Source organism: Candidatus Saccharimonadia bacterium (assembly GCA_035544015.1).
In the GTDB taxonomy this organism is placed as follows: Bacteria; Patescibacteriota; Saccharimonadia; order UBA4664; family UBA4664; genus UBA5169.
Genome location: DATKIP010000076.1, coordinates 200310 through 224573, shown reverse-complemented (window position 1 = coordinate 224573; position 24264 = coordinate 200310). Strand labels below are relative to the sequence as shown.

Genomic DNA, 24264 nt, shown 5'->3' with positions numbered 1-24264 from the left:
TCTTCCGTTACTTCACGACGAAGTTTACGAGCTTTCGCGGCACTACGATGGTTTTCACGACCTTGCCTTCGCTGAGGAATTTGGCCACTTTGGGGTCGGCCTGGGCGGCGGCGGTGAGCTCATCGTCGGAGGCGGAGGCGGCCAGGGCGAGGTTGGCGCGGACGCGGCCGTTTACCTGTACCACGACGGTGATGATGTCGTCTTTGATGAGCTCGGGGTCGTATTGGGGCCAGCCGGCCACGTGTACACTCCCCTCCCAGCCGAGCTCGCGCCAAAGTTCTTCTGAGAGATGCGGGGTGATGGGAGCGAGGAGCTGAACGAGCGTATTGAGCGATCGCCAGGCCAGGGCGGCCGAGGTGGGTTTAAGTAATTTGGCTTTGGTTTTGGCGTCGCTGAGGAAATTTACGTACTCCATAAGGGCGCTGACGGCGGTATTGAAATGCATCTCGTGCAGGTCATCGTGGATTTTTTTAATGGCTTTGTGCGTGGCGCGGTCGACGGCGGTTTCGAAAGCGTCGCCGGGGCCGGGCTGCATGGGGCGGGTGAATTGGTGAGCGGCCATGAGTTCTTGGGCGAGGTTCCACACTTTGTACACGAAGCGCGACGCGCCATTTAAGCGTTCTTCGCTCCAGGGGGTGGTTTCGTCGTAGGGCGCCATGAAGAGGATGTAGAGCCGCAGGGTGTCGGCGCCGTGGGTGGCGATGATGTCCGTGGGGTTGATGACATTGCCGATGGATTTGCTCATTTTGCGGTTGTCGGCGGCCAGCACGATGCCTTGGCCGCGGCGGGCGGCGTAGGGCTCGGGGGTGGGCACGAGGCCTTGGTCGTAGAGGAATTGGTGGACGAAGCGCGAGTAGAGCAGGTGGAGCGTGGTGTGCTCCATGCCGCCCAGATATAGGTCGACCATGCGCCAATATTCGAGGGCCTCGCGGGAGGCGAAGGCTTGGTCGTTGCGGGCATCCATGTAGCGCAGGTAGTACCAGTTTGACCCGGCCCAATTGGGCATGGTGTCGGTTTCGCGCTTGGCCGGGCCGCCACAAATGGGGCATTTGACGTTGACCCAATCGGTGACGGCGGCCAGCGGCGACTCGCCGGTGTCGGTGGGCTCGTAGTTTTCGACCACCGGCAGCGTGACGGGGAGCTGATCCTCGGGCACGGGCACAACGCCGTCTTTGGGGCAGTGGATGATGGGGATGGGTTCGCCCCAGTAGTGCTGGCGGGAGAAGATCCAATCGCGGAGCTTGTATTTGACGGCGAGTTTGCCGACGCCTTTTTCTTCGAGAGTTTTAACGATGGCCCGCTTGGCTTCGGCGCCTTCGAGGCCGTCGAACTGGCCGGAGTTGATAAGGGGGGCGTAGCCAGTGAAGCCGGATTCACCTGAGACCACTGGCTTGATGGGCAGACTGAACTGGCGCGCGAACTCGTTGTCACGCTCGTCGTGGACGGGGACGGCCATGATGGCGCCGGTGCCGTAGCCGCCGAGCACGTAGTCGGCCACCCAAACGGGCATGAGCTCGCCCGTGATGGGGTGCACAGCTTGGATGCCGGCATCGACGCCGGTTTTAGTTTTGGCCACTTCTTGGCGGGAAAGTTCGGACTCGCGCAGGGATTTTTCAATGTAGACTTTGACCTTATCTGAGGCTTTCCAGCCGATTTTGAGCCAGCTGTCGGCGACTTCCGGAGAAACCACCAGGAACGTGGCGCCGAAGAGTGTGTCGGGCCGGGTGGTGTAGACGGTGACGCTGTGTTTGTCGTCGTCTTGGCCGGCGATGCCGCGGAGCTTGAAGGTGATCTCGGCGCCTTCGGAGCGGCCGATCCAATTGACCTGCTGGTCGGCGATGCGACTTGGGTAATCCACGGTTTTGAGGCCGTCGATGAGGCGGTCGGCGTAGTCGGTGATGCGGAACATCCACTGTTTGAGGAGTTTCTTTTCGACCGGGGTGCCGCAGCGCTCGTGGACACCATTGACGACTTCTTCGTTGGCCAGGCCGGTTTTTTCCTTGGGACACCAATTGATGGCCATTTCGGCCTGGTAGGCGAGGCCGGCTTCGAGGAATTTGAGGAAGAGCCACTGAGTCCATTTGTAAAACTTGGGGTCGGTGGTGTTGACCTCACGGTCCCAATCGAAGCTAAAGCCCATGGCGTCGAATTGCTGGCGGAAGGTGGCAATGTTGTCGGCCGTGGCCTTTTGGGGAGCGATTTTGTGCTTGATGGCGTAATTTTCGGTGGGCAGGCCGAAGGCGTCGTAGCCCATGGGGTAGAGCACGTTGTAGCCCTGCATGCGCTTGTGGCGGGCGATGACGTCGCCGAGGGTGTATTCGCGGGTGTGGCCGGCATGGAGGCCGGCGCCGGAGGGGTACGGGAACTCGGTGAGCATGTAGTATTTGTCGCGGGTGGTATCGCCCGTGACGGCAGCGTAGAGCCTAGTGTCGGCCCAGGTTTTTTGCCATTTGGGCTCTATCTGCTGGGGATCGTACTTTTTCATGGCCTTAAGTATACATGGATTCATGCTGGGGCTAACTATCCTCCCGTGGGCTGGCCGTTTTTATATCATGTATGGTATCCCCCGCATCTCATATATGAGCTAAAAAACGCTATGCATGCACGGGATGTGGGGCGCCCCTTAGAGGTAGCTTTTAAAGAACTCGATTGTCGCGGCGTTAATGCGCTCTAGCATGTCGGGGTCGTGCTTGTAGGCGTGGGTGGTAGCGAATTCGAGGTAGCGTTTGGGCTCGGGCGAGGCCGAGATGGGTGGGGATGGGGAGCGGTTTGGTCATGGCTGGGGGCTTTATATTTCGGGGAAAGGTATACTAAACTATACAGTAAGAGGAACCGGCCTGTGTGGCGCTTTTTCGCGGTGGGTTTATTGGTGGTATTGGCGGTGGTGACGGCTCTGACGAATGGCTCGACCTACCATCCACACACGCGCACGTATTATATTGCGGCCGAGGATGGGGAGTGGAATTATGCGCCGGGTGGGCACGATTTGGCCTCACACGGGCCGGTGCCGCAGCCCTATAGCGATCAGCTGGTCTATAGCAAAACCCGCTACATTGAATATACCGATGCTAGCTTCACTGCTAAAAAGCCGCAGGCGGAGTGGCTGGGGATTTTGGGGCCGATTATCCGAGGTGTGCCGGGCGATACCATTAAGGTAGTGTTCAAAAATCGCGCTGCCAAGCCCTATAGTATTCATCCGCACGGGGTGGAGTACACCAAAGAGAATGAGGGCGCCATGATGATGGATGGCGACGATGGCGCGGGAGGGCCGCTGGACGCCGCGACCATGCAGCAGGCGATGAGGGATAGCGCCGGGGCGGCCGGAGGGATGGTGGCGCCCGGAGGGTCGTTCACCTACACCTGGCACGTGCGGCCCGATGCCGGCCCGCAACCCGGCCAGGGCAGCTCGCGGGTGTGGCTGTACCACTCGCATGTGACGCCCGACGATATTTACGACGGCGTGATCGGGCCGATTATCATCACCTCGCCGCAGCATGCCCGGGCTGACGGCTCGCCCGATGATGTGGATCACGAATTTGTGGCGCTGTTTATGATTTTTGATGAATCGAAGCCGGGCATGACCGACGACGAACATGAAGGCGCGCAAAAGCACGCCATGAATGGCCGAATATTTAGCAACCTCACGGGGTTCATCATGAACCAGGGCGACCGAGTGCGGTGGCATTTGCTCGATCTGGGCAACGAGCCCGATGTGCACACGCCGCATTGGCATGGCAACGTGGTAAAAACGGAAACCGGCCTCACGACCGACGTGGTGGAGCTACTGCCAGCAAGTATGCGCTCGGTGGATATGATACCGGATGCGGCGGGATTATGGATGTTCCACTGCCACGTGGCGGATCACATGGAGGCGGGCATGATGACGCAGTATTTGGTGTTGCACGGGCATTGACGACCCGGATACTGTCTGGCTATGGTGATGGCGTCCGAAAATCCGAACGAACGGGGATGTGATCGTGACAAGGCTCAAAGAGCCAACGCAAACGCCGGAGCAGGAGCAAGCCCTACGCGTTCTGGCCTGCGGCGACAACCGGGCCGTCTGGCAGGAGCACCCGGCCTTTCTGGCCTGGCTGCACACGCGCGAAGCGGCGCTCAATGATGGGGTCGGGCTCCCTGAGGCCGAAACGGTGGCCGCGCAGGCTAGCGTGGCGGTGCTGGAGGGGTCAATAGCCAAGCGGCCCTATATCGAGCCGGTTAGGGCACTAGTGGAGACGGGCGTGCAGATGCTGCGCGTAGTGAGCCCTTCCCCGGCGACCCCTCGGCGCTGTGGCCACGATGGCACGGCGAAGTCTTCAGTCGGATCTTCCTGGGAGGGCAAACGGGCGAAACAGTGGTGCTCGTGAACCGGGCGAAGCTCCAGACTCTGGGCATTGAGCTGCGTCCATGCGACGTCGACGTGTGGGGTCAACGAGCCGGGCCGGGCTACGGCGTGAGCCTGGGAGCCATGCGTGTGTGGTATCGAGACGGCCGCGTGATCTACCGGCTCCTGGAGCAGGCGGGCACGGCCGACCTGTCGGCGGAGGTGAGCTATGTGCAGCGCGTGCTGCAGACTCTAGCGGCGCTCGACCTGCTGAGTAGCGGTTGGCCGGAGGCGTAGGGTCCCGCTGAACATCGCCGTTACGGGGCGGCAGCTCTGCGCCACTCACGCTGTGTGGGTGGCGCAGAGCGAGAATGGTTACCCCTGCGCATCCGGAAACTGGGCGCGTTTGGTGCGCAGCCAGGCGGGTGATTGGCGCACGAGATGAGCGGCATCGGCCGGGTCGGCGAGCAGCAGCTTGACGGCCTCTTCGGCGAAAACGCCGTTTTGGGAGCCTTTGGCGAGCACTACGTCGCCGGGCTGAAGCAGGAGCCCGAGGAACGCCCCGGCGACGTACGGCGAATCGGCCGGCTTCCAGCGCGTGGGGTCGAGGCCGGCGTTTACGGCGGCTGGGCCCAGATAGGTATTGGCTAGGGCGCCGATGGTGACGAGCAGGTCTACACCGGCCGCGGCCACCCCCGCCTCTTCGTGGTAGCGAGGCGACGCCGACCCCATCTCATTCATAGAGCCGAGGATGGCGATGCGGCGGCCGCTCGCAGGATACGAGGCCAGCGCGGTCAAGGCCGCTACGATGGCTTCGGGGCTGGAATTATAGGTATCATCGATGATGACGGTGCCATTTATACCCGGTAGCGGGTTCATGCGCCCCGAGACGGGCCGAACGCGCTCAATGCCGGCTTGAATCTGGTGAGGAGTGAGTTTGAGCTGTCGAGCGACCAGAGCGGCGGCGTCCAGCGCCAGGCGCATGTGATCGCCGAGAATCTGAGGGTTTGAGGGATGGTTTCCGCCGATTTTGTGGCCGTATTTGAGCACGCTGGGATGGTCGCCCAGATATTGGTCTTGGTATTTCTGGGGGACCGCGTCGTCGTTGAGCACCAGTATTTTGGATGCTCCGGCGAGGGCCATTTCTTCGGCCGCTACCTCATCCAGGCCGCCGGGGAAGTTTTCCATGTGCTCGGGAGTGAGCGCGGTGAGCACGCCGATATCGGGCGTGAGATAGCGCAGATAGCGGGGGATTTCGCCGGGATGGTCGGTGGCGAGCTCGAGTACGAGGACTTGGTAGGGGTAATTACGCACGCGGCGCCCGGCCTGCACGAGCCGCCAGATCCAGGCGAAGGGGTTGAGCAGCGAGGCCGGTACAGTGAGCTCAAAGACCGATAATGGCAGCCCCAGCTCTGAATTGTAATTGCCGGGATGTACCAAAACTTGATATTTTTCGCTCAGAACGGTGGCTATGGCTTGTTTGGTGGTGGTTTTGCCAACGCTGCCGGCCACCGCCACGACGGTGAGATGATGGCGCGCGATGACGCGGCGGACCTGGCGCTCAAACAGGCTGGCGATAATGCGCCGCAGAAGGGGTTTCATATAGGCATGATAACACCGCCGGCGCGTGCTAGAATTTCCTTATGATTAAAATTCTCACGATACGGGGTGGCCGTGCCCTATCCGGCCGTGTGCGCGTGGCCGGTGCCAAAAACGCAGCTTCGAAAATGATGATCGCCAGTCTTTTGACTGACGAGGAGGTTGAGCTCGAAAATTGTCCCCAGATTGAGGAATTATCGATCACGGCCGAGATTTGCGCGGCGGTGGGAGCCCATGTGCGGCGCGACGGCGGGCACGTGACGCTGCATACCCCGAGCGTGACGAGTACGCGCGTGGCCAAGATGAGCCGCGCCAACCGGATTTCGATTTTGGCCCTGGCGCCGCTACTCCATCGGTCCGGCGAGGCGGAGGTGCCACGTGTGGGCGGGGATGCGATCGGCCCGCGGCCGGTGAATTTCCACCTGCGGGCGCTGGAGCAGATGGGCGCGGTGATCGAGGAGCACGAAGAGTATTACCGCGCGCGGGCACCCAAGGGGGGTCTGCACGGCACCACGGTTACACTCCCCTTCCCGAGCGTAGGCGCCACTGAATCGGTGATGCTGGCCGGGGTGCTGGCGAAGGGCCGTACGCGGATCGAAAACGCGGCGGTGGAGCCGGAAATTACTGAGATTGTGAAATTTTTGCAGCAAATGGGGGCGATTATTGAGCTGGGCGCCAACCGGGTGCTCACGATTGATGGCGTAGAAAAGCTTCACGGAGCCAAATTTCGCGTATTGCCGGATCGCTTGGAGGCAGCGTCGTTTGCGAACCTGGCGCTGGCTACTGATGGGGAGATTATCGTCGAAGATGCGCGGCAGAGTGACATGGTGACGTTCTTGAACACCGTGCGGCGGATTGGCGGCGACTATGAGGTGCTGCCCGAGGGGATTCGCTTTCGGCGGGGGCCGGGAGGGCTCGTGGGAGTCGAGCTCGAGACCGACACCTACCCGGGATTTGCGACGGATTGGCAGCAGCCGACCGTGGTGACGCTCACCCAAGCCAAAGGAATTTCGGTAGTGCACGAGACGGTGTATGAGGACCGCTTTGGTTACACCGAAGATTTGCGGCGCATGGGGGCCGACATCGGGGTGTTCGCGAAGTGCCTGGGCGAGCTGCCGTGCCGGTTTCAACACCATTCGGAACGACATTCGGCGGTCATCAAAGGCCCCACGCCCTTACACGCTACGACGATTGATATTCCTGACATTCGCGCGGGGATGGCGCAGGTGATCGCAGCGCTGGTGGCGACCGGCGAGAGCACGCTCACGGGGGTGCATCACTTGGATCGCGGTTATGAGAAATTGTGGGACAAATTAGCGGCGCTCGGCGCTGATTTCGAGGTCAAGTAGCAGGCGCTGGATGTCCGGGGAGAGCTTGGGGGGCTCGAGGAGATGGGCGTTTTGGGCGATTTCGACGGCGTGATGCAGACGGGTTAATTCTTCGCGGAGGCGAAGGGCGCCGTGCGGCGAGAGGCCGTAAACGTGACGCTCTTTGGCCTGTGTGCCGACTGGGCGCTTGCCAATGAGATCGACAAATCCCTCATCTTGGAGTCTGGTGAGTAGCGGGTATTGCTTGTTGGGCGGGAGTATGACGCCGCCCAGCGAGTCTTTGATGATCTGGCTCCGCAGGGCATAGCCGTGGAGCTCTCGACGCGCAAGGGCCAGGAGGGCGTAGAATTCTGCCGGGCGCAGCGGCTTGGGAGCTTGTGAGTAGGGGTCCATGGGTCGGCATTTTACTACCTTCTGGGTACATACTCCAGATGGTAGTAATTCCGTGGTGAGTGTGATCCGAGCTCGCGATACGTAGGCGTGGCTAGGGAGCGGGTGTCACGCCGAGGGCGGCCCGGAGTTTGGCGAGAGCGGCTTTGATGGCGGCCCTGAAGGTGGTGTTGGCCTGATCGACCGCGGCTTTGCGGGCGGTCTTGGCGGCGTCGAGGTTGGGTCCGACTTTGTCGGCGGCCTGGCGGGCGGTTTCGAGGTTGGCGCGAGCGGTGTCCAGGGCGGTTTTGAGGCTGGCGCGCACGGTGGCGGCACTGGCACCGGCCGCGCAGCTGGCTTTGGCGTCGGCTAGGGCCTTGGCGACGGCGGTTTTGTAGGCGGTCGCGGCGGCCCGCAGCTGATTTTGCCGAGCGGTGACGGAGCCGGCCACCGCGGCCTTGAAGGCGGCATCGGCAGCGTCTACGGTGGCGCGGCGGGCGGCGCGGGCGGTGAGCACGCTGGCTTTGTATTCGGCCACGGCGGCTTTTTGGGCCTCGGTAGTGGCCTTGGTGTCGAGTTCGGCCAGTTTGGCAGTGAGTTTGGCGTCGACGTCGGCCCGGTTGGCGGCTATTTTGGCTGCCACATCGGCAAATTGGTCGTTTACCTTTTGGCTGCGGGCGGCAAAATTATCGCTGAGTTTGCCGAAGCGGTCGGCGGTTTCGGTAGTAACGGTGGTGGTGGCGTCGGCATAGCGCGAGCAAAACTGGCTGCCGTCGATTTTGACTTTAGCCTGGGCGTCCCCCTGGCGGGTGGGGCTAGCGCTGTCTTTGGCGGCGGCGATGCCGGGCAGGAGCACGCTGGTCAAGGTGGCTGCTAGCAATAATCTAGTAAGCGTTTTCACTGGCGCTGCCTCCTAGATTAGTGATGTCTACATCGGGCTCGGCGGCGATGCCGGCTGAATCTTCGGCGGTGGCACTGAGGTTGGCATCGGAGGCCGATTCGGTCTCGCTAATGGCGGCTGCGGCATTGGCCACGCTCACGGCGGCCTTAGCGGCCGGCGTGGGGGTGCTCGTGACCGAGGCGGCGGGGCCGCCGCGGTGCGACGACTGGTAGAGCGCCACGCCCACGAGCCCGAGCACAGCCGCCACCAGCACCAACTCGAGAACCATGGCCACGCCACGCTGATCGTGCAGATGATTATTCATGATGTTGTTTTGTTTTTACCCTTTATGTGGGTTTATTATCGCACTTATGCTTGAGGTGTCAAACTGGGGTCGGGGTTCAAATAAATAATTCCTGGTGGAGCTACAGGGACTCGAACCCTGGACCTTCTGCATGCCATGCAGACGCTCTAGCCAACTGAGCTATAGCCCCATATGTTTGACCACCCGTAGGGTCAACAAGAGCAAAGATTACTATATATGAAGCTTAAAGGCAACCATCAGCGCCCACGTGAGGCCGCCAACGAGGAGGCCGATGAGGAGTTGGGCGGTGATGATGCCAATACCAAGGCGGAACCCGTCGCCGTAGGTGAGGCGCGGGCCTCGGGGCCGGACGGCTTCGGCTAGGAAATTGTCGCGGGTGCGTGTAGTGCGGGCAGGGGTTTTGGGGAGGTCTTGCATGGGTTTACTGTACGTCGATTTGGGCGTAGCCACAAGCGTTATGTGAATACGGGCGATTTTAAGTTTATTGCTTTGACAATAGTATTAATTATCAATATGGTAAGACTAATTACGGAGATATGAAGATGTTTCTCGACCTGCCATACGACGAACTTGAGCAAATGAACCTAGCGGCGCGGCGCCTCACCGACCCAGAGGCAGCGAAGGCTGAGCATGTGGGCTACCTGGAAAAGGAAGCGCGGATTAAGGCGGTCACCGTGTGTTTTTCGGACATTGAGGGCCGGCTGCATATGTTGGATTACGACAAAAAGTTTTTGCTGGCGTCGCTGGAGAACCTGACGTTTGATGGGTCGTCGATCCGGGGGTTTAGCCAGCTGCACGAGAGCGATCTGCGGCTGCTCGTGGATTGGACGAGCCTCACGCACCTGCCGGCTGATGTGTTTGGTCCGGGCAAGGTGATCGTGTGGGCCAATGTGGCAGACCGGGAGCTTAAGCCTTATGAGGCGGATTTTCGCGGGCGGTTGCAAGCCTATACCCGTGAGATGAAGGCCGGGGATGGGTTGGAAGCGTTTATGGCGCCGGAGCTGGAGGGCTTTTTGCTCGACGGCATTGATGCGGAGCAGCACTACGCCGGCACTGAGGGGTTTGAGCTGATCTCGACCGGCGGCTACTTCCACTCGCTGCCGCTCGACCGGCTGCGGCAATTCATTGATGCGGCGGCCGAAGCGCAGCGGGCGCTGGGATTTCGCAATGAGAAGGATCACCCGGAGGTGGCGCCCAGCCAGTTTGAGATTAACTTTTCGTACACGGATGTGGTGCGGGCCTGCGACCAGGTGCAGCTGTACAAGCTGGTGTGCCGGCAGATTGCGCGGCGGATGGACATGACGGCGACATTTTTGCCCAAACCGATCCAGGGGATTAATGGCTCGGGCATGCACACGAATTTTTCGCTGGCCAAGGACGGCCGAAATGTCTTCCACGATCCGAAGGGTCCAGATGGCTTGTCGCCGCTGGCGTGGGGGTTTATTGAAAAATTGCTGGCGCGGGCGCCGGAAATTTGCCTGGTGCTCAACTCGAGCGTGAATGCCTACCGGCGGCTCGACCCGAACTTTGAGGCGCCGAATCAGATCAAGGTGAGCGCCAATGATCGCGGGTCGATGATTCGGATTCCGTTTGGCAACGAGAAAACGGCCCGCATCGAGGTGCGGTCGGTGGCGCCGGACACGAATCCGTACCTGCTGCTGTTTACGCTCCTGAAGGTGGGCATGGAAGACAAGAAACCGGAGGCGGAATCGGCCGAAAAGCGCTCACGGCTGCGGTTTTTGCCGGGTACCGTTAAGGATGCGATGCGGCTGTTTAAGGCCAGCGACCTCACGGGCGTGATTATGGGCGAGGACTCGAAGGAGAAATACTTGGACTACAAACGGCAATCGGCCGACCGCAATCCGCGCGAGCTGGGGACAGCCATTAAGGATTCGGAGATTTTGTATCACCACGAGGTGACGAATCAGTGGCTTTGGAACCGGTTTTAGAGCCCCTGGCGAGAAGGCGGCGCTCCCCCGCCAGGGGCTATGAGGAGGGGATCGATTTAGGCGCTATTGCGCCTTCCAGCTGTGGCCAAGCTGCCCCAGGTTGAGCCAGACGCGGACCTCCCCGAGGCCTGGCGAAGCTTGTTCGAGGTACGCTTTCACGCGCTGACAGATTCCGTCTTGGTCTTCCACCCTTTCTTGAAACTCATGCGCGACCATGTCGATCTCGACATCGCCGATCATGCCGCTACCTTCTACTTGCATTAGGCGGACCGTGACCTCGCCAGGACTGAGGCTCAGCTCGCCACACGTCAGCTGAGCGGCTACGAACTGCTTTATGGCGGGCGTCATTTCCTCCATGATGCGAAGCTGCTCGGGGCTCGTGTAATAGGCGTTTAGTATTGGCATTGTTTTACTCTACCATTCGCCGGAGCTGGGCACGGAACCGGTTTGGGTTGTTGCATCGGAATTACCTCCCAAATGGGTAGTACCCAAAAGGGAGGTAATTTACCGATGAGTGGTCCGCCTCAATTAGGAGTGGCGCTTAAATCTTTCGAATATTGCAAAAATAAAGGTGATGATCGCGAGTAGGATTGAGCTGATGCCGAGCCATGCCTGGAGTAATTCGGTGGCGGGCTCAAAGCCGCGGCCGAAGACGGTCATGGAGACGGAATTGAGGCTCTCGCTGGTGTCGCCGCCGTCGACCACGAAGAAGCCGAATAGGAGCAGCGATAGGTAGAGCGCGCCGAGCAGCCACACGTCGGGGCGGCTGACGAGTCCGGATTTTTTGACGTCGGGGCGGCCGCTGATGATGAAGCCGATGACCAAGAGGGCGACGAACACCGCGGGACCGAAGGTGAATATATAAATAATCGACAGCCACCCGCTGTGTGATAGCGTTACCCAGGCGGGCAGTACTACAGCCATGGGGATGAGGAGGATGCGGAAGAGACGTTGAAGTTTTAGCATAAGCGGATTATACCACTGGCAGATGACGCTGCGGAGGCGTAGACTAAGTGCCATTATGAAGACTACTGACGAATTCTACCAAAAACTATCTGAGGCCGAAAAAGGCTATAAGCCGCCGCGCGTGATTACGAGCGGGCAGGGAGCGTACCTCACGATTGACGGGCAGCCGCGGCTCAACTTTTGCTCGAGCCATTATCTGGGCTTCGCGGTGGACGCGCGCTTGAGGCAGGCGGCGACTGAAGCAATGGCGAAATACGGCATCGGCACGGGGTACCGCACGCTAGCGGGGACGCATGAGCTGCATCTGGAGCTGGAGCGGAGCATTGCGAAGTTTAAGGGCACGCAAGGCGCCATGGTGCTTTCGAGTGCCTACGCGGCCAATGCGGCGGCGATTCAGACGATTTTGGGCAAGGAAGATATCGTGATTTCGGATGCGCTCAACCATGCGTCGATTATCGATGCGGTGCGACTGAGCGGGGTGAAGCAGAAATTGGTGTATGCGCATGCCGATATGGCCGACCTGGAGGCTAAGCTACAGGAGGCGGCGGAGTTGCGGGCCACGCCCAAAGCCGATGGCAGCGCGCTGCTCGTGCTGATCGTGACCGACGGGGTGTTTTCGATGGATGGCGACCTGGCGCCGTTGCCGCGGATTGTGGAGCTGGCGAAGCAGTACGACGCCATAACGATGGTGGACGATGCCCACGGCGAGGGCGTGATGGGCAAAGGCGGACGCGGCGTGGTGGACCATTTTGGGCTCGTGGGCCAGGTGGACATCGAGGTGGGCAGCTTGTCCAAGGCGTTTTCGGTGATGGGCGGGTTCATTGCGGGCCGTCATGAACTGATTAATTTTTACAACGCAAAGGCGCGACAGCGGCTGTTTTCGATTGCGCTGACGATCCCGGATACGGCGGCAGCGCTGGAGGCGGTGCGGATTTTGGACGAGTCGCAGGACCTGGTACAGAAGCTGTGGGACAACGTAGACTACCTGCGCAAAGGCTTTACGGAGCTTGGGTTTGATATTGGACACTCGGAAACGCCGATTATTCCGGTGATGCTCGGCGACGAAGACACGGCGCGCGAGGTGAGCGCAAAGTTGTTTGACGACGGCGTGTTCGCGACCCCCATTGTGTTTCCGATGGTGCCCAAGGGTACGGCGCGGATACGAGTGATTGTATCGGCGAGCTTTAGCCGCGAAGATTGCGACAAGGGGCTGGCGGCGTTTAAGCGCGCCACGGGGCGCTAAATAATCATGGCGCAGAACTTCGGGAAGTCGTTTGTCGGGCGCGTCGACGACCATATTCAAGGCAAGGGGTGGTTCTTTGGGGCTTTTATGCCCGAGCCTCTGCTGCGTTCGGATGATGTAGAAGTGGCCTGGAACAAACTTCCGAGCCAGTCGCCTTCGCCCGAGCAGGCGCATATGCATAAGGTCGCGATAGAAATCAACATCGTTATCCAGGGCTGGATCAAGCTGACTATCGACGGCCAGGGGCACGAACTGCACAGGGGGGACTTCTATATCATTTGGCCAGGGTCTGTGGTTGCCGACATCTCGACTAGTGAAGATGCGGAATTAATCTGCATAAAGGCCCCTAGTTTACCCGGCGACAAGTTTCCGGTTGGTTAGCCGCCGATTTTGATGACAATTTTGGGGTGGGCATTGAGCGATTGTTCGAAGTCTTTGGGGTTGTATTGGGCGAGTGGGACGATGGTCCCCTGCCCGCCTTTGAGGATGACATCCCACATTTTGTCTTGGATGCCGTTTGACCGGTCCGAGAGGATGCGCTGCGAGATTTGCCAGGTTTCGAAGATGCGGCGGCCGATGATGCCGTGCACGGTGAGGCCTTTCACGATGAAGCGCGAGAATTTGGGGATAGTGAAATCACCGTCCTTAAGGCCAAAAAGCACTACCTGGCCGCCGCGGCGGGTGGCTTCGAGCGCATTGTTGAGGCTCGACGGCGGGCCGGCCATTTCCATGGCGACGTCGACGCCTTTGCCGTAGGTGAGCTCATGGATGCGGTCGATGACTTCGGGATCGTGGTCGTAATCGTGTTCTTTGGACTTCTTCTCGATTTGGATGGTCTCGTGTGCGCCGAGCTCTTTGGCCATAGCGAGGTTGTCGGGATTGATGTCGACCGCGATGATTTTGGCCGCGCCGAAGTTTTTGAGCAGCAAGATGGCGAACAGGCCGATGGGGCCGCAGCCCATCACGGCCACGCGCTGGCCGCGCACGTCGACCTTGGTGACGGCGTGCACTGCGTTGCCAAAAGGGTCCATGACGGCGGCGATTTCGGGCCGGATACGCGACTCGTCGATGGCCCAGAGGTTTTTGGCCGGTACTTTCACGTATTCGGCGAAAATGCCGTTGATGGAGATGCCGAGAATTGATTCGTTCATGCAGACGTTGGCCTCGCCGATGCGGCACTGGTAGCACTTGCCGCAGGTGACATGCGAGTCGCCGGAGACGAGGCTGCCGACCTCAATTTTGACCGGGTTGGCGGGGTCGGGGTCGTAGTAGAGCGTGTGCACCATGGAGCCGGCCTCGATGATCTCGCCGACGAATTCGTGACCGAGCACGCGCTGGGTCTGGCCCTGGGCTTTGAGGCTATCATGGATGAGGTCGTGAAAGACGTTGCGGTACCAGATGCCGCGGTCGGTGCCGCAGAAGCCGGCGTAGCGGATTTTGAGGATCACCGAGGTGGCGTCGGCGGGATCGGCGGCTTCATCCAGGGTGGGCATGGGGATGTCGCGCAGCACGAAGCCCGTGGAGCCTTCCCAGGAGTCTTGGGCGGTGTCGAAGGTGAGAGCTTTTACGGTTTTCATACCTGCTGGTTATACCTCTTTTGGGGTGAGGTTGGCAATGTCGGCACGGCCCTAATTTCGTCGATCATAAAATTAATGAACGCAACGGTGCCGGGGTAGGTGGATTCGGGATCAACGCCCTCGGTGTGGCCCTGCCGCCACTCGAGCGCCGCGTGGATGATCGGTGCCTTACGGGGATACAAGTCGGCGGCCCAGACGGCGGCCTGGGGCTTGCTCGTGAGCCGGCCATGGTGGGCGGTATAGAGCTTATGACAGATTGTGAGAATGAGGAAGGTCTGAAACGCGAGATCGTGGGTGGTCTGCATGTATTCCGGCCAGGTGACAAGCTCGGCCCCGCTGTGAAATTGCACCTGCGCGGGCGTGATGGGCGCGACAATGGTGGTCGGGGCGGGGCCGGTGACGGCGCGGCCGGCGTCGCGCACATGGTACGCCACGAGCAGCCGGTCGACCCGGGTGGCGGAGTGGAAATTGGTGCCGGGACGCTGCATGGCTATGAGGCCGGTGGGTCGGGTGGGCTGCTGCAAGGCCTCGAGCGGTAGGTACTGGATGTCGATGAGCTCCGGCCACTCCGGGTGGACGGCGTCGAGAGCCGCATGCATCGTTTGGAGCCGGCGCAGGTACAGCCACGAGAGCGGCGTGGTAGTGACGGCCACCAGATCGATGTCGCTGGCTTGGGGGTCGAAGTCGCCCTGGGCGAGCGAGCCGTAGATGTACAGGCCGACCAGCCGGTCGCCCAGCACGTTGGTGATTTCGGCCAGCAGGGTTTGGACGATGGCTTCGGCGGGGGTCATGAGATCATGGCTTTACGCAATCTGCTCGATGGCCCCGACTATTTCATCGAAATGAGCGATGCCGGCGGAGGCGTCATCGTGCTTTTCGATTGCGAGATGAATGCTTTTCATACCGGCGGCCGTAGCGGCATCAATATCTGAATGGCTGTCGCCCACATATATGGCTTCTTCCGTCTGGATATTTAATCGCTTTAGTGCGACCAAAAGCGGCTCTGGATGAGGCTTGGGGTTCTCATAATCTTCGAATGTTACGACTACGTCAAAGAGATGTTTGATTTGGCGCGCGTTGAAAATTTCGTCGACTCCGGCTTGGATGCGGCTGGTGACGATTGCCAGCTTATAGCGTTTATGAATCTGTTCGAGTGTGTCTTCGAGTCTATCGGGAAACTCAAACAGGTCCGGATTTCGCATGGCGGGGTCCTTGGCTAGCTCCCAGATACGCCGTATTTCGTCTTGATCGGTGGAACCCGTGAGTTTTTCGAGCGCCTGCCACAGGGGCTGATGAAAATGCCTGAGTACCGCGGAACGGCTGGGCGTGGGATAGCCGGCCTTGCTCAAGATGGTCTGAAACAAGGCCACATTGGCGTTTTTAGAGTCTACCAATACGCCGTCGATGTCGAAGATGATGGCTTTGATCATAGCAGCTACCGGCGCGCCTCAATCTCAAGTTTTTCCACCGCCTCGATCCCCTTTTCTTTCAGGTGCCGTAATTTTTCGGCCTGCTTTTCGGGCGTGCTGTTGGGGTGGTTGTCGAGCCTGGGTATGGGGATTAATACTTCATGGATGGGTGGTAGATCGCGCCTGGATGTTTCGGCAAACTGCTTCAGGACGTAGGCGTTGGTTTCGTACCGAGCTTGATCGCAAAACAGGAGCGGGATGCAGCCGGCGTATTTGGCTTGCCAGAGTTCCAAAAATTTCCTGGCTATCGTAATGCTCGTGAGGCTCTGCTCGTCGGCATTCATGCTCAAGCCGGAAACGCCCCGGCGCTGAAGCCGGCGGGAAATCTCGGGGATTGTGGTCTCACACTCGGTGCGGCCGGCCGGGTCGCGCATGCCGCCCGAAACATACACGGCCTCGATTCGGCCTTCGAGGGCGGCGAGGGCATTGGCTATGCTTTCGAGATATTGATCGTAGCCGATAGTTTCAACCGGGTGGCGCAGCTCGGGCGTCCAGCCCCCGTAGCAATTGATCCAGGCGAGAATTTTGGGAGCGGTTTTCGACATGGTTTTACTATACCAAACAGAGCCGCGAGGCTCTGGAGAATGTCGTGCTTTATTAGCTCGTATGCACGGTCTCGCCATCAAAATAGCCTTCGACTGTTTTGATTTCGATCGGGGGCTCAACGGGCATGATGGTTCCCGTCTCGCTGGCTCGAGCAATGACGTCGTTACTCCTAACGGGTGGGATACCTTGAATTGTAGCGATGGTGATATGCGGGTGCTTTTTCGTCGATATTGCGTCTCCATCCGGTGACTCAACTATCGCGGCGTGCACTCCATCGGCTACAACGTGGCCGGTAACGTGAAGTGTGCGTTCACGACCGGGGGTTACGCCTTCTTTCCCGTCTGCTGGTTCAAATTCTTTTGTCACATGATGGGCATAGGTTGTCGTCCCCTCCCCGCTGATCTGAGGGGGCAGCTGCGACAGCAACTCCTGAGGATCGAGAAGAAAATGCCCTGTATATACTACTTTTTCCGATTCCGACATATGTTCCCCCATAGATGTTCTTAAACGGCTATACGGCGCTAGCTAGTATACTTATTTTTATGCCACAAAACATGGGTGTCTTCGGCTTTAACCCAGGGGAACCGGTGGCGGTCATTGAGGGCCGCGCTCCTTTACACAACCAACGTTTTCCCCGCCAGGAATACCTATCGAATGCTCTCGGACGTAAATATGGCGTACAGGTGCTCCTCATCCAAGCACAAGACCCCACAACCTACGACGAGGACGGGCTTATTCGTACGTTTACGGTGTATGGGGGAGGGCCGTGGACACTAGAAGAGGGTATTTACGCGCCGGCGTGGCGCCTGCGTGATGTTATCTGGCGGGAGGGAGGAAACAAGCTGGCGTTCCTGCCTGGGCGGGGTTACAACTTTGCCCGTCTGCGGCAAGACCTAAAGACGCGGCTCGGCCTCGGGCGAGTGCTGGACGAGCTGGGGTTTAGCGGCCAGAGCGTTGAAAGCGTAGCTTTTGACGGCCGGAAGCCGGGCCGGTGGCCGGAAGAAACACATTTCTTCCTCAAGCCAAACGTCGTGATGGATGTGGGTGCCGACCCATCAAGCCGCGCTCAGCTGGTGCGGCGAGACGAGCTCACGCCGGCCTTCGTGGCTCGGTTTGGCGATGCTCCGGTCCTGCAGGCGGTGGAGCCAGGAATGGGCGACCAGGACTTGCTGGGTGCTCTCGGTCTGGCGCCGAGCGACCGGCTCGGAGCCGGTTGCCTGCATGCGCTGCGGATCTATCAGCCGCTGTGGCTGCCGTCCGATCAAGCACCGGCGGCCGAACTACGGCTGAGTAACCCGGAAGATGTAGGAGAACGGTTTGCAACCGAGCTGCATCTGCTCGAGCCGGAGCAGGTGTTCGATTCGTTCCCCTCGCTGCGCAAGCTGCATGGAGACCTCCATGCGATTCTCGCGTCGCGGTACGGAGCGCTGGGCTATCCGGCGATCGACTACATCATCGGACCGGACGGGTCGACCAAGATTCTCAATGTCCTGGCCCGGCCGCTCACTCCAAATCTCGAAGGGCAGAGGGACGACGTCATGCACCTCGCTCAAGCGACCGCCGATGTGGAGGTACTAAAGCTGGCAGAACTAGCCCACGATAGCTTCCAATGGGGGCCGCGGCCGTAAAAGGTCTAGTGCTTAATGGGAAGTCTCGTATGAGCCTTCAGTTTGGGTCCTCACCCTTACTGAGGGCTCAAACTGTTGTATAGGGAATTTCATACAACCTCCAATTCTTTCCGCCCGTAGGTCATCGCATACCCGCCAACCTTTACGCCGTCGCTCACGTCAACGAACATATTGCCGCCCATACCTAGATCGTAACCTTGAGCCACGACGAAGGTTGGCTTGTCATAGACATGGTATTTTTTGGCGTAGCAACCCAGTGCGCCGGCCGCTACGCCGGTAACGGGATCTTCGTTTTCGTCGGCTAGGGGGTTGAACTGGCGGGCGAAGAAGTCGGTGCCGGCTATGGGCGATTCGGTAGTGAAGGGATAGAAACCGCGCGCGGGGGTGGTACGACAGTAATCCTTTATGCCTTTCAGTTCGGGCTTGACCGAGCGGAGGGACGGGAGTGTGCGGAGTGGGATGAGGAGCTTGGGTGTGCCGGTGGAGACGATCTGGATTGGCGATTCGGACGATATATCGTTTTGGGCAATGCCGAGGAGCCTGGCTATATTTGCTTTATCTTCTTCGATTTCGGTGAAGGTGGGGTTATTTTGAGTCATGACCACCCGACCATCCCCGTGGACCGTGACGCCTAGGAGGCCGGCGCGGGTTTCTTGGGTGAAGTCCTTGGCTTCATGGCCGTCCAGGTCTAGACGGCCTTGTTCGAGCAGCACATGAAAGCTGGCGATTGTGCCGTGGCCGCAGAGGTCGACTTCATGATTGGGAGCAAAGAAGCGCAGACGGAAATCGGCTTTGCTCGAGGGCAGCACAAACATGGTTTCGGCAAAGCCAAGCTCTGTGGCGATATGCTGCATTTGTTGGTCGGTCAGCTTGTCTGCGTCGAGCACAATCCCGGCCGGGTTGCCGGCGGCCTGGTCCTGGGTGAAGGATTTGACGAGGATGGCGGCGGCTTTCATGCTTTGATAATACCTTATTTGTTGGGAGGGGCCGGGGAGCAAGGTACGCTCCCCGGCCCGGCTCGCTTGACGCCAGCTACATGCAGTCCCAGTTCCAGTTGCCGGGATGCGAATCCCAACCAACGGATTCGGGCTGGAAGCCAGATGAGGCGCCCGGGAAAACCCAGAGCCGAGTTTCTGACCCGCCGTAGCCATAGAATGCGCCGACGTCGACCTTGCCGTCATGGTTGAAGTCGGCCGCGGTGGACCTCACGTTGTTCCAGCCCCAGTTGCCGGCGCCGGAGTACCACGCCACGGATTCGGGCTGGAAGCCGGACGACGAACCGTTGAACTCCCAGAGCCGGACTCCGCCGCTTCCGTAGTCGTAGAACGCGCCGACGTCGCCGTAACCGTCGCCGTTGAAGTCACCGGCGGTCAGCTGGACGCTGTTCCACCACCAGTTGCCGGCGCCGGAGTACCAGACGTTGACGAGAGGTTGAACGCCGGTCGTGGAGCCATAGAGTATCCAGGCCCGAACGCCGGCGGCTTCGTAGTTGTAGAAGGCCACGATGTCGGCGAAACCGTCATGGTTCACATCCGCGACGACCGTCTTCATGTTGGTGGCATCCCAGTTGCCGACGCCGGAACTCCAGTTGATGTACTCCGGCTGCAGGCCAGTAGCTGAGCCGGGGAAGAGCCACAGCCTGGTATCGCCGCCGCCATAGTAGTAGAACGCACCGACGTCGCCGTAGCCGTCACCGTTGAAGTCACCGGCGACCAGGGTCACTTGGTTCCAGTCCCAGTTGCCGGCGCCGGAGTACCATTGCATGGCCGGCGCTTGCACTCCGGTACTGGAACCGTAGAACACCCAGGCCTTGACGGTACTGCTGCCGTAGTTGTAAAAGGCCACGATGTCGGACAGACCGTCGTGATTGATGTCGGTCACGGCGGACTTCATTTGCGTGGCGTCCCACCAGTTGGGTGGGGTTGGCCCCGAATCCCAGACCATGGTCTCGGCGCTCAGGCCAGTGGCGGAACCGTAGATAAGCCATAGCCGGGTCCGGCCGCCGCCGTAGTTGTAGAAATCTCCCGTGTCGCCGTAGCCGTCGCCATTGAAATCGCCAGAGACGATGCGGTTCGACAGCGGGAAGCCCCGGTTGTTGGCTGGCCCGGGAACGGTCGGCGCGACATCGATGCTGTCCTTGACCCCGTCGCCATCCAGATCAGGGCAGCCGGCGGTGGAAGCCGGCCCCGACTGTGTGGGGCACTGGTCTTGGGCGTTGGGGATGCCGTCGCCGTCGGTGTCGGTGGGCGGTGGGTTGCCGCTGGGCACACTTGCGCACGCCTGCTGCTTACCCGTGTTTGGCGACCCTAGAACGCCGAAGTTGCTGTCTTGGTTCACCGTCATGCCGGCGGTGTTGTTCGTGTTGCTGTAGTTGACATAACAAGCGTGGTCGGGCGTGCTCTTGAGTTCGATATGAGTGTGGGAGTAACCGATGTGACAGGTCTGATCAACCTTGCCGATTACTCCGCCACTACTCATGGCGGCGTCGAGTCCGGCTTGACTGGTCACTTCGCTCTTCAGGTGGTCGAAATAAACCTGACCCACCTCGGTTCCGCCCACCTTGACGGTGACCTCGACTCGGTGACCGCAGCTTCCATTGGTCACAGGTACGAAGACATACGCAAGTGTCCCCGTGGCGTAAGGAACACTTAGCTTGACGTCCGTGCCATCGCCGGCATAGGCGTCGGTTGCCCAGTCACCCCACAAATAGCCGGTGGACGGATTCGTCATGTGGCATGACGGGTGCGACGTCTGGTTTGAGCCAGACCCGCAGGATGCAGCCGTCGCGACGTTGTATGCCCACTTGCCAGTGAACGGCATACCGATGACGGCTTGGTGCGTGGCGTCGGCGGTGGCCGGCGAGGCCATAGTGAGGCCGACGACCCCCATTCCTAGCACCAAGGCCAGAGCTGTGAGCAGTGCGCGCAGACAGGCGAACTGTCGCTTGGTTGACCGAGCAGACACGTGTGCCCCTTTCAGGCTACGAGAGCGCCCCAGATACGAAAGAGCGAGCGGCCACGGATGCGGCTGAAGCTCCTTTCGGAGGCTGCGCTCAGTATTTGTATATCTTAGTTTAGTCAAAATGGGAAGGCGGGGACGAACGAACCACCCGGAGGCTCAAATTAGGGATAGCGGGGATTAATAACTACAAGAGCTTTAAAAACTCATTTATAGTGAGCTGTGCTTCTAGCTCAATGATCTTGCGAAGCAGCCCCTTCTTGATGTCCTTGCCCTTGTGTATCGGTACGACTACGCGTTTATTGGTCACTTCGTTGAATAATACCAAGTGGCTGCCCTTTTGCCTGAGCTCTACAAATCCGCATTTCTTGAGGGCCTTAACGACCTTTTCCGACGTGAGGCTGGGCACCGAGCTATCGGGCATTAGACTGCGACCTGAACCCGGCCTTGCCAGATATGGTCTTGGGGCAATTCCTTGTGCTCTTCTTTCAGCGACTCCAAATATAGCACAATCGCTTCGGTGATGTTGGTTTCGGCCTCTTCGAGCGTGTCACCCTGGCTGTAGCATCCGGGCAAAGCGGGTACGGACGCCACAAACCCGCCCTCAGGATCGGCTTCATAGATGACGGTGTAAACTTGGGTTTCCATGAGTCTATTTTAGCATAGCAACCAAAAAGAGCCTTGCGGCTCTCTTGTTCGAATAGATAATTCCTGGTGGAGCTGAAGGGATTCGAACCCTTGACCTCTGCAATGCGAATGCAGCGCTCTAGCCAACTGAGCTACAGCCCCGAGATAATTGGACTGATTTATTGTGCCTGGTATGGAGCGCCGCGTCAATGAACGAGGGTGATTGCGGGCCGGCCGGATAAAGCTTATGCTCAGGGGGATATGCTGCGTAAGATTGTTTTGATCGGTACTCCTCTGTGCGCGCTGGCGGGATTTGTGCTGGCGGCGCCGGGCCGGCCGGCCCAATGGCTGCCGGGGACGTTTGATGTGGTGATGCTGTTTGGGCTGCTCGGCGTGGTGCCGCTGCTGCTGGCGCAGGGGGTAGTGGCGCTGGCCGCTCGCCGGCGGCGCAGGCGCCTACCCGTGAACGATATTTGGGGGCCGGGGCTGTATTATTTGCCGCTGGCGGGGTTTAGCGGGTACCTCCTGGGGTCGGCGTACGGCGTGGCGGCGCGGGGTGGTTCGGGCGCCGAGTACCTGCCGCTTGTGCTGGGCGTGCTGTGGTTTTATTCGTTTGGGGTGGTGATGGTGGCGGCGGTCGTTAGTGGGCTGGTGGCGCTGCGGCGGCATCGGCGTCGGTCTCTTCGTCGATAAAGCCGCCGGATTGGTGGCTCCAGAGCGCGGCATACTGGCCGCCGGCGGCAATGAGCTCGGCGTGCGAGCCTTGCTCGATGATGCGGCCGGCTTCGAGCACCACAATGCGGTCCATGCGCTGGATGGTGCTGAGGCGGTGAGCGATGACGATGGCGGTGCGGCCTTCCATGAGCCGCCACAAGGCGTCTTGGATGAGCTTTTCGGACTCGCTGTCGAGCGCGGAGGTGGCTTCGTCGAGCACCAGGATCGGCGCATCCTTGAGCATGGCGCGGGCGATGGCCACGCGTTGGCGCTGGCCGCCACTGAGCTTGACGCCGCGCTCCCCCACCATGGTGTCGTAGCCTTGGGGGAGCTTGTGGATGAACTCGGCGGCGTGAGCGCGGTCGGAGGCGCGCTCGATTTCGGCTTTGGTGGCTGATGGCTTGCCGTAGGCGATGTTTTCGCGCAGGGAGCGGTGGAACAGCAGCGGCTCCTGCGGCACGTAGCTAATGGCGCGGCGCAGGTTGTCTTGGGTGACGGCCGTGATGTTTTGGCCGTCGATAATGATGCTGCCGGAGTCGAGGTCGGAGAAACGCAGCAGCAGCCGGGTGAGGGTGGTTTTGCCCGAGCCGGAACGACCCACGAGGCCGATTTTTTCACCCGGCGCGATGTGCAGGTTGAGGTTTTCAAACAGGGGGTCATCGGATTCGCCGTGGGTGAAGGTCATATTGCGGAAGACGATTTCGCCGGCGTGCAGGCGCGAGGGCTCGGGCCGGGCGGGGTCTTTGATGCTCGGCTCGATTTGCAAAATGCCCACCATGTCGCTGGCGTCGCCGAGGGCACGGTTGTATTGGCGTAGCACGTTTTGGAACTCCCAGAGACGACTACTAAGCGAGGTGGTGTAGCTGACCATGAGGAAGATGGTGGCGACGTCGGCGCGCAGCACCCCCACGCCAATGACGGCCACGAATAAGGCTAATACACTGATGGTCTGGGTGATGATGGCGGCGTAATTTTCGCGCAGCAGCGTGGCGCGCATCGAGCGGCGGCCGGCCTGGCGCACGCGCTCGGTGATTTCGGCGTAGCGGCGCTGTTCGTGGGTTGCGCGGGCAAAGGTTTTGACAGCGAACACGTTGGTGATGCTGTCGGCTAGGTAGCCGGTTTGGGTGCTTTGGAGCGTGGATTCTTCGGCATTGGCGACGCGCACGGCCCGCGAATAGATGAGGGTGCCGCCGATGTAGAGCGCCGAAAACAGCAGCAGCACGGCCACAAACATCGGTGCGCGCGGCGTCAAAATGACGGCCGTCGCAATGATGCTCACGATCAGCGGAATGAGACTAAAGGCGGTGGCGTCGGCGACGCGCACATACGAACCGGTGAGCTTGCCGGCCTGCGACACGAGCGAGCCGCCGAACCGGTTGGAGTGGAAGCCGGCGCTTTGGTTCATAAGGTGGTTGAACACGCGCTGGGTGATGTCGCGCGCGGCGTTGAGCTCGAGATTCCAGATGAGCCAGATGGCCACGCGCCAGCCAATGATCCCGGTGGCGAGGCTACCGGCGGCGTAGAGCAGCAGCAGCGGGCCGAAGCTGCCCCACAAATTGACGGGGTCGTAATGCCCGGTACTGAGGCGGCCCAAGATGACGGAGGTGATGTAGGGCATGGCAAAGTCAGCGATCATAATGTTGAACGGGATGATCGCAAGGAGAGGCCACAAATAGCCTGGGTAACGCCGAACATGGCGCCAGAACAGGCTAATGGTCTGCTTGGTATGGTAGGTTTTGAGTTTGGATCTGGGCATACTTCTAAC

General features: G+C 59.9%; 27 protein-coding genes and 2 tRNA genes. 9 read left to right on the top strand and 20 right to left on the bottom strand.

The features are described from left to right. Positions 1-7 precede the first annotated feature (7 nt). Positions 8-2485: a leucine--tRNA ligase gene (gene leuS / locus VMT30_04905; protein HVQ44275.1), complete on the bottom strand. Its 2478-nt coding sequence runs from the start codon at positions 2483-2485 to the stop codon at positions 8-10. A 354-nt stretch (positions 2486-2839) separates the two neighbouring features. Here leuS and VMT30_04900 point away from each other — a divergent pair, with 354 nt between their 5' ends. The 3 genes from VMT30_04900 (at position 2840) to VMT30_04890 (ending at position 4618) form a co-directional block, all read left to right on the top strand. After that, the gene (locus VMT30_04900) at positions 2840-3913 is read left to right on the top strand and encodes a multicopper oxidase domain-containing protein (GenBank protein HVQ44274.1); all 1074 of its coding nucleotides are present in this window, start codon (positions 2840-2842) and stop codon (positions 3911-3913) included. A gap of 64 nt (positions 3914-3977) precedes the next feature. Beyond that, on the top strand, positions 3978-4364 hold the full coding sequence (locus VMT30_04895) for a hypothetical protein (protein HVQ44273.1): 387 nt from the start codon (positions 3978-3980) through the stop codon (positions 4362-4364). 53 nt (positions 4365-4417) lie between these two features. Beyond that, on the top strand, positions 4418-4618 hold the full coding sequence (locus VMT30_04890) for a hypothetical protein (protein HVQ44272.1): 201 nt from the start codon (positions 4418-4420) through the stop codon (positions 4616-4618). A gap of 78 nt (positions 4619-4696) precedes the next feature. Here the strand turns inward: VMT30_04890 and VMT30_04885 are convergent, their stop codons facing one another. Next, the gene (locus VMT30_04885) at positions 4697-5923 is read right to left on the bottom strand and encodes a Mur ligase family protein (protein ID HVQ44271.1); all 1227 of its coding nucleotides are present in this window, start codon (positions 5921-5923) and stop codon (positions 4697-4699) included. A 41-nt stretch (positions 5924-5964) separates the two neighbouring features. Here VMT30_04885 and murA point away from each other — a divergent pair, with 41 nt between their 5' ends. Continuing rightward, positions 5965-7269, top strand: coding sequence for a UDP-N-acetylglucosamine 1-carboxyvinyltransferase (gene murA / locus VMT30_04880; GenBank protein ID HVQ44270.1), 1305 nt, complete (start codon positions 5965-5967; stop codon positions 7267-7269). Here the strand turns inward: murA and VMT30_04875 are convergent. The 5 genes from VMT30_04875 to VMT30_04855 all read right to left on the bottom strand — a co-directional run bounded on the left by VMT30_04875 (position 7234) and on the right by VMT30_04855 (position 9239). Next, positions 7234-7641, bottom strand: coding sequence for a helix-turn-helix transcriptional regulator (locus VMT30_04875; protein ID HVQ44269.1), 408 nt, complete (start codon positions 7639-7641; stop codon positions 7234-7236). The genes murA and VMT30_04875 overlap by 36 nt on opposite strands. 91 nt (positions 7642-7732) lie before the next feature. Then, positions 7733-8518, bottom strand: a complete 786-nt coding sequence (locus VMT30_04870; protein HVQ44268.1) for a hypothetical protein — start codon at positions 8516-8518, stop codon at positions 7733-7735. Then, a complete protein-coding gene (locus VMT30_04865) occupies positions 8502-8822 on the bottom strand; it encodes a hypothetical protein (protein ID HVQ44267.1) in 321 nt (106 codons plus the stop codon). The genes VMT30_04870 and VMT30_04865 overlap by 17 nt, the downstream gene beginning before the upstream one ends. Positions 8823-8914: 92 nt before the next feature. Then, a tRNA-Ala gene (locus VMT30_04860) sits at positions 8915-8991 on the bottom strand. 41 nt (positions 8992-9032) lie between these two features. Further along, positions 9033-9239, bottom strand: a complete 207-nt coding sequence (locus VMT30_04855) for a hypothetical protein (protein HVQ44266.1) — start codon at positions 9237-9239, stop codon at positions 9033-9035. Between the two features lie 119 nt (positions 9240-9358). Between VMT30_04855 and VMT30_04850 the strand changes: the two genes are divergently transcribed. Further along, positions 9359-10771: a glutamine synthetase family protein gene (locus VMT30_04850; protein HVQ44265.1), complete on the top strand. Its 1413-nt coding sequence runs from the start codon at positions 9359-9361 to the stop codon at positions 10769-10771. 63 nt (positions 10772-10834) lie between these two features. On the opposite strand, the gene VMT30_04845 is transcribed toward VMT30_04850, so the two are convergent. Together VMT30_04845 and VMT30_04840 are read right to left on the bottom strand one after the other, a co-directional pair. Continuing rightward, the gene (locus tag VMT30_04845) at positions 10835-11176 is read right to left on the bottom strand and encodes a hypothetical protein (GenBank protein HVQ44264.1); all 342 of its coding nucleotides are present in this window, start codon (positions 11174-11176) and stop codon (positions 10835-10837) included. A 123-nt stretch (positions 11177-11299) separates the two neighbouring features. Continuing rightward, positions 11300-11737 carry a hypothetical protein gene (locus VMT30_04840; protein ID HVQ44263.1) on the bottom strand — a complete coding sequence of 146 codons (438 nt, stop codon included), beginning with the start codon at positions 11735-11737 and terminating at the stop codon, positions 11300-11302. Positions 11738-11792: 55 nt separating this feature from the next. On the opposite strand from VMT30_04840, the gene VMT30_04835 reads away from it, so the two are divergent. Continuing rightward, positions 11793-12980 (top strand): aminotransferase class I/II-fold pyridoxal phosphate-dependent enzyme, encoded by a 1188-nt coding sequence (locus VMT30_04835; GenBank protein HVQ44262.1) that lies wholly within the window; start codon positions 11793-11795, stop codon positions 12978-12980. 6 nt (positions 12981-12986) lie between these two features. Continuing rightward, a complete protein-coding gene (locus VMT30_04830; GenBank protein HVQ44261.1) occupies positions 12987-13361 on the top strand; it encodes a cupin domain-containing protein in 375 nt (124 codons plus the stop codon). Here VMT30_04830 and VMT30_04825 read toward each other — a convergent pair. The 5 genes from VMT30_04825 to VMT30_04805 are packed head-to-tail and all read right to left on the bottom strand — an operon-like array spanning position 13358 to position 17055. Next, a complete protein-coding gene (locus VMT30_04825) occupies positions 13358-14557 on the bottom strand; it encodes a zinc-binding dehydrogenase (protein ID HVQ44260.1) in 1200 nt (399 codons plus the stop codon). The two genes, VMT30_04830 and VMT30_04825, sit on opposite strands and share 4 nt — an antisense overlap. Continuing rightward, positions 14554-15348 (bottom strand): aminoglycoside adenylyltransferase domain-containing protein, encoded by a 795-nt coding sequence (locus VMT30_04820; protein HVQ44259.1) that lies wholly within the window; start codon positions 15346-15348, stop codon positions 14554-14556. Before VMT30_04820 ends, VMT30_04825 begins: the two co-directional genes overlap by 4 nt. Before the next feature lie 12 nt (positions 15349-15360). After that, entirely contained in the window at positions 15361-15987 is a 627-nt protein-coding gene (locus VMT30_04815; GenBank protein ID HVQ44258.1) for an HAD family hydrolase, read from the bottom strand. A 5-nt stretch (positions 15988-15992) separates the two neighbouring features. Then, positions 15993-16571, bottom strand: coding sequence for a hypothetical protein (locus VMT30_04810; protein ID HVQ44257.1), 579 nt, complete (start codon positions 16569-16571; stop codon positions 15993-15995). Positions 16572-16623: 52 nt separating this feature from the next. Next, positions 16624-17055 (bottom strand): hypothetical protein, encoded by a 432-nt coding sequence (locus VMT30_04805; GenBank protein ID HVQ44256.1) that lies wholly within the window; start codon positions 17053-17055, stop codon positions 16624-16626. Positions 17056-17114: 59 nt separating this feature from the next. Here VMT30_04805 and VMT30_04800 point away from each other — a divergent pair, with 59 nt between their 5' ends. Continuing rightward, the gene (locus tag VMT30_04800; protein HVQ44255.1) at positions 17115-18200 is read left to right on the top strand and encodes a hypothetical protein; all 1086 of its coding nucleotides are present in this window, start codon (positions 17115-17117) and stop codon (positions 18198-18200) included. Between the two features lie 89 nt (positions 18201-18289). Here VMT30_04800 and VMT30_04795 read toward each other — a convergent pair whose 3' ends face one another. The 5 genes from VMT30_04795 to VMT30_04775 all read right to left on the bottom strand — a co-directional run bounded on the left by VMT30_04795 (position 18290) and on the right by VMT30_04775 (position 21947). After that, on the bottom strand, positions 18290-19156 hold the full coding sequence (locus tag VMT30_04795; protein HVQ44254.1) for a PhzF family phenazine biosynthesis protein: 867 nt from the start codon (positions 19154-19156) through the stop codon (positions 18290-18292). A gap of 76 nt (positions 19157-19232) precedes the next feature. Further along, the gene (locus VMT30_04790; protein ID HVQ44253.1) at positions 19233-21164 is read right to left on the bottom strand and encodes an FG-GAP-like repeat-containing protein; all 1932 of its coding nucleotides are present in this window, start codon (positions 21162-21164) and stop codon (positions 19233-19235) included. 181 nt (positions 21165-21345) lie between these two features. Continuing rightward, complete coding sequence (locus VMT30_04785) at positions 21346-21582, bottom strand: type II toxin-antitoxin system HicA family toxin (GenBank protein HVQ44252.1); 237 nt, start codon at positions 21580-21582, stop codon at positions 21346-21348. Then, positions 21582-21806, bottom strand: a complete 225-nt coding sequence (locus VMT30_04780) for a type II toxin-antitoxin system HicB family antitoxin (protein HVQ44251.1) — start codon at positions 21804-21806, stop codon at positions 21582-21584. Before VMT30_04780 ends, VMT30_04785 begins: the two co-directional genes overlap by 1 nt. A 64-nt stretch (positions 21807-21870) precedes the next feature. Beyond that, positions 21871-21947 (bottom strand) — tRNA-Ala (locus tag VMT30_04775). Positions 21948-22046: 99 nt separating this feature from the next. Between VMT30_04775 and VMT30_04770 the strand changes: the two genes are divergently transcribed. After that, entirely contained in the window at positions 22047-22478 is a 432-nt protein-coding gene (locus tag VMT30_04770; GenBank protein HVQ44250.1) for a hypothetical protein, read from the top strand. On the opposite strand, the gene VMT30_04765 is transcribed toward VMT30_04770, so the two are convergent. Beyond that, a complete protein-coding gene (locus VMT30_04765; GenBank protein ID HVQ44249.1) occupies positions 22426-24255 on the bottom strand; it encodes an ABC transporter ATP-binding protein in 1830 nt (609 codons plus the stop codon). The two genes, VMT30_04770 and VMT30_04765, sit on opposite strands and share 53 nt — an antisense overlap. Positions 24256-24264 lie beyond the last annotated feature (9 nt).

Excerpts from the sequence above, each read along its gene's own strand:
- leuS (HVQ44275.1), bottom strand. The coding sequence starts at position 2,485 with ATGAAAAAGTACGATCCCCAGCAGATAGAGCCCAAATGGCAAAAAACC.
- VMT30_04885 (HVQ44271.1), bottom strand. The coding sequence starts at position 5,923 with ATGAAACCCCTTCTGCGGCGCATTATCGCCAGCCTGTTTGAGCGCCAG.
- murA (HVQ44270.1), top strand. The coding sequence starts at position 5,965 with ATGATTAAAATTCTCACGATACGGGGTGGCCGTGCCCTATCCGGCCGT.
- VMT30_04875 (HVQ44269.1), bottom strand. The coding sequence starts at position 7,641 with ATGGACCCCTACTCACAAGCTCCCAAGCCGCTGCGCCCGGCAGAATTC.
- VMT30_04865 (HVQ44267.1), bottom strand. The coding sequence starts at position 8,822 with ATGAATAATCATCTGCACGATCAGCGTGGCGTGGCCATGGTTCTCGAG.
- VMT30_04855 (HVQ44266.1), bottom strand. The coding sequence starts at position 9,239 with ATGCAAGACCTCCCCAAAACCCCTGCCCGCACTACACGCACCCGCGAC.
- VMT30_04850 (HVQ44265.1), top strand. The coding sequence starts at position 9,359 with ATGAAGATGTTTCTCGACCTGCCATACGACGAACTTGAGCAAATGAAC.
- VMT30_04845 (HVQ44264.1), bottom strand. The coding sequence starts at position 11,176 with ATGCCAATACTAAACGCCTATTACACGAGCCCCGAGCAGCTTCGCATC.
- VMT30_04840 (HVQ44263.1), bottom strand. The coding sequence starts at position 11,737 with ATGCTAAAACTTCAACGTCTCTTCCGCATCCTCCTCATCCCCATGGCT.
- VMT30_04835 (HVQ44262.1), top strand. The coding sequence starts at position 11,793 with ATGAAGACTACTGACGAATTCTACCAAAAACTATCTGAGGCCGAAAAA.
- VMT30_04830 (HVQ44261.1), top strand. The coding sequence starts at position 12,987 with ATGGCGCAGAACTTCGGGAAGTCGTTTGTCGGGCGCGTCGACGACCAT.
- VMT30_04825 (HVQ44260.1), bottom strand. The coding sequence starts at position 14,557 with ATGAAAACCGTAAAAGCTCTCACCTTCGACACCGCCCAAGACTCCTGG.
- VMT30_04820 (HVQ44259.1), bottom strand. The coding sequence starts at position 15,348 with ATGACCCCCGCCGAAGCCATCGTCCAAACCCTGCTGGCCGAAATCACC.
- VMT30_04815 (HVQ44258.1), bottom strand. The coding sequence starts at position 15,987 with ATGATCAAAGCCATCATCTTCGACATCGACGGCGTATTGGTAGACTCT.
- VMT30_04810 (HVQ44257.1), bottom strand. The coding sequence starts at position 16,571 with ATGTCGAAAACCGCTCCCAAAATTCTCGCCTGGATCAATTGCTACGGG.
- VMT30_04805 (HVQ44256.1), bottom strand. The coding sequence starts at position 17,055 with ATGTCGGAATCGGAAAAAGTAGTATATACAGGGCATTTTCTTCTCGAT.
- VMT30_04800 (HVQ44255.1), top strand. The coding sequence starts at position 17,115 with ATGCCACAAAACATGGGTGTCTTCGGCTTTAACCCAGGGGAACCGGTG.
- VMT30_04795 (HVQ44254.1), bottom strand. The coding sequence starts at position 19,156 with ATGAAAGCCGCCGCCATCCTCGTCAAATCCTTCACCCAGGACCAGGCC.
- VMT30_04785 (HVQ44252.1), bottom strand. The coding sequence starts at position 21,582 with ATGCCCGATAGCTCGGTGCCCAGCCTCACGTCGGAAAAGGTCGTTAAG.
- VMT30_04780 (HVQ44251.1), bottom strand. The coding sequence starts at position 21,806 with ATGGAAACCCAAGTTTACACCGTCATCTATGAAGCCGATCCTGAGGGC.
- VMT30_04770 (HVQ44250.1), top strand. The coding sequence starts at position 22,047 with ATGCTGCGTAAGATTGTTTTGATCGGTACTCCTCTGTGCGCGCTGGCG.
- VMT30_04765 (HVQ44249.1), bottom strand. The coding sequence starts at position 24,255 with ATGCCCAGATCCAAACTCAAAACCTACCATACCAAGCAGACCATTAGC.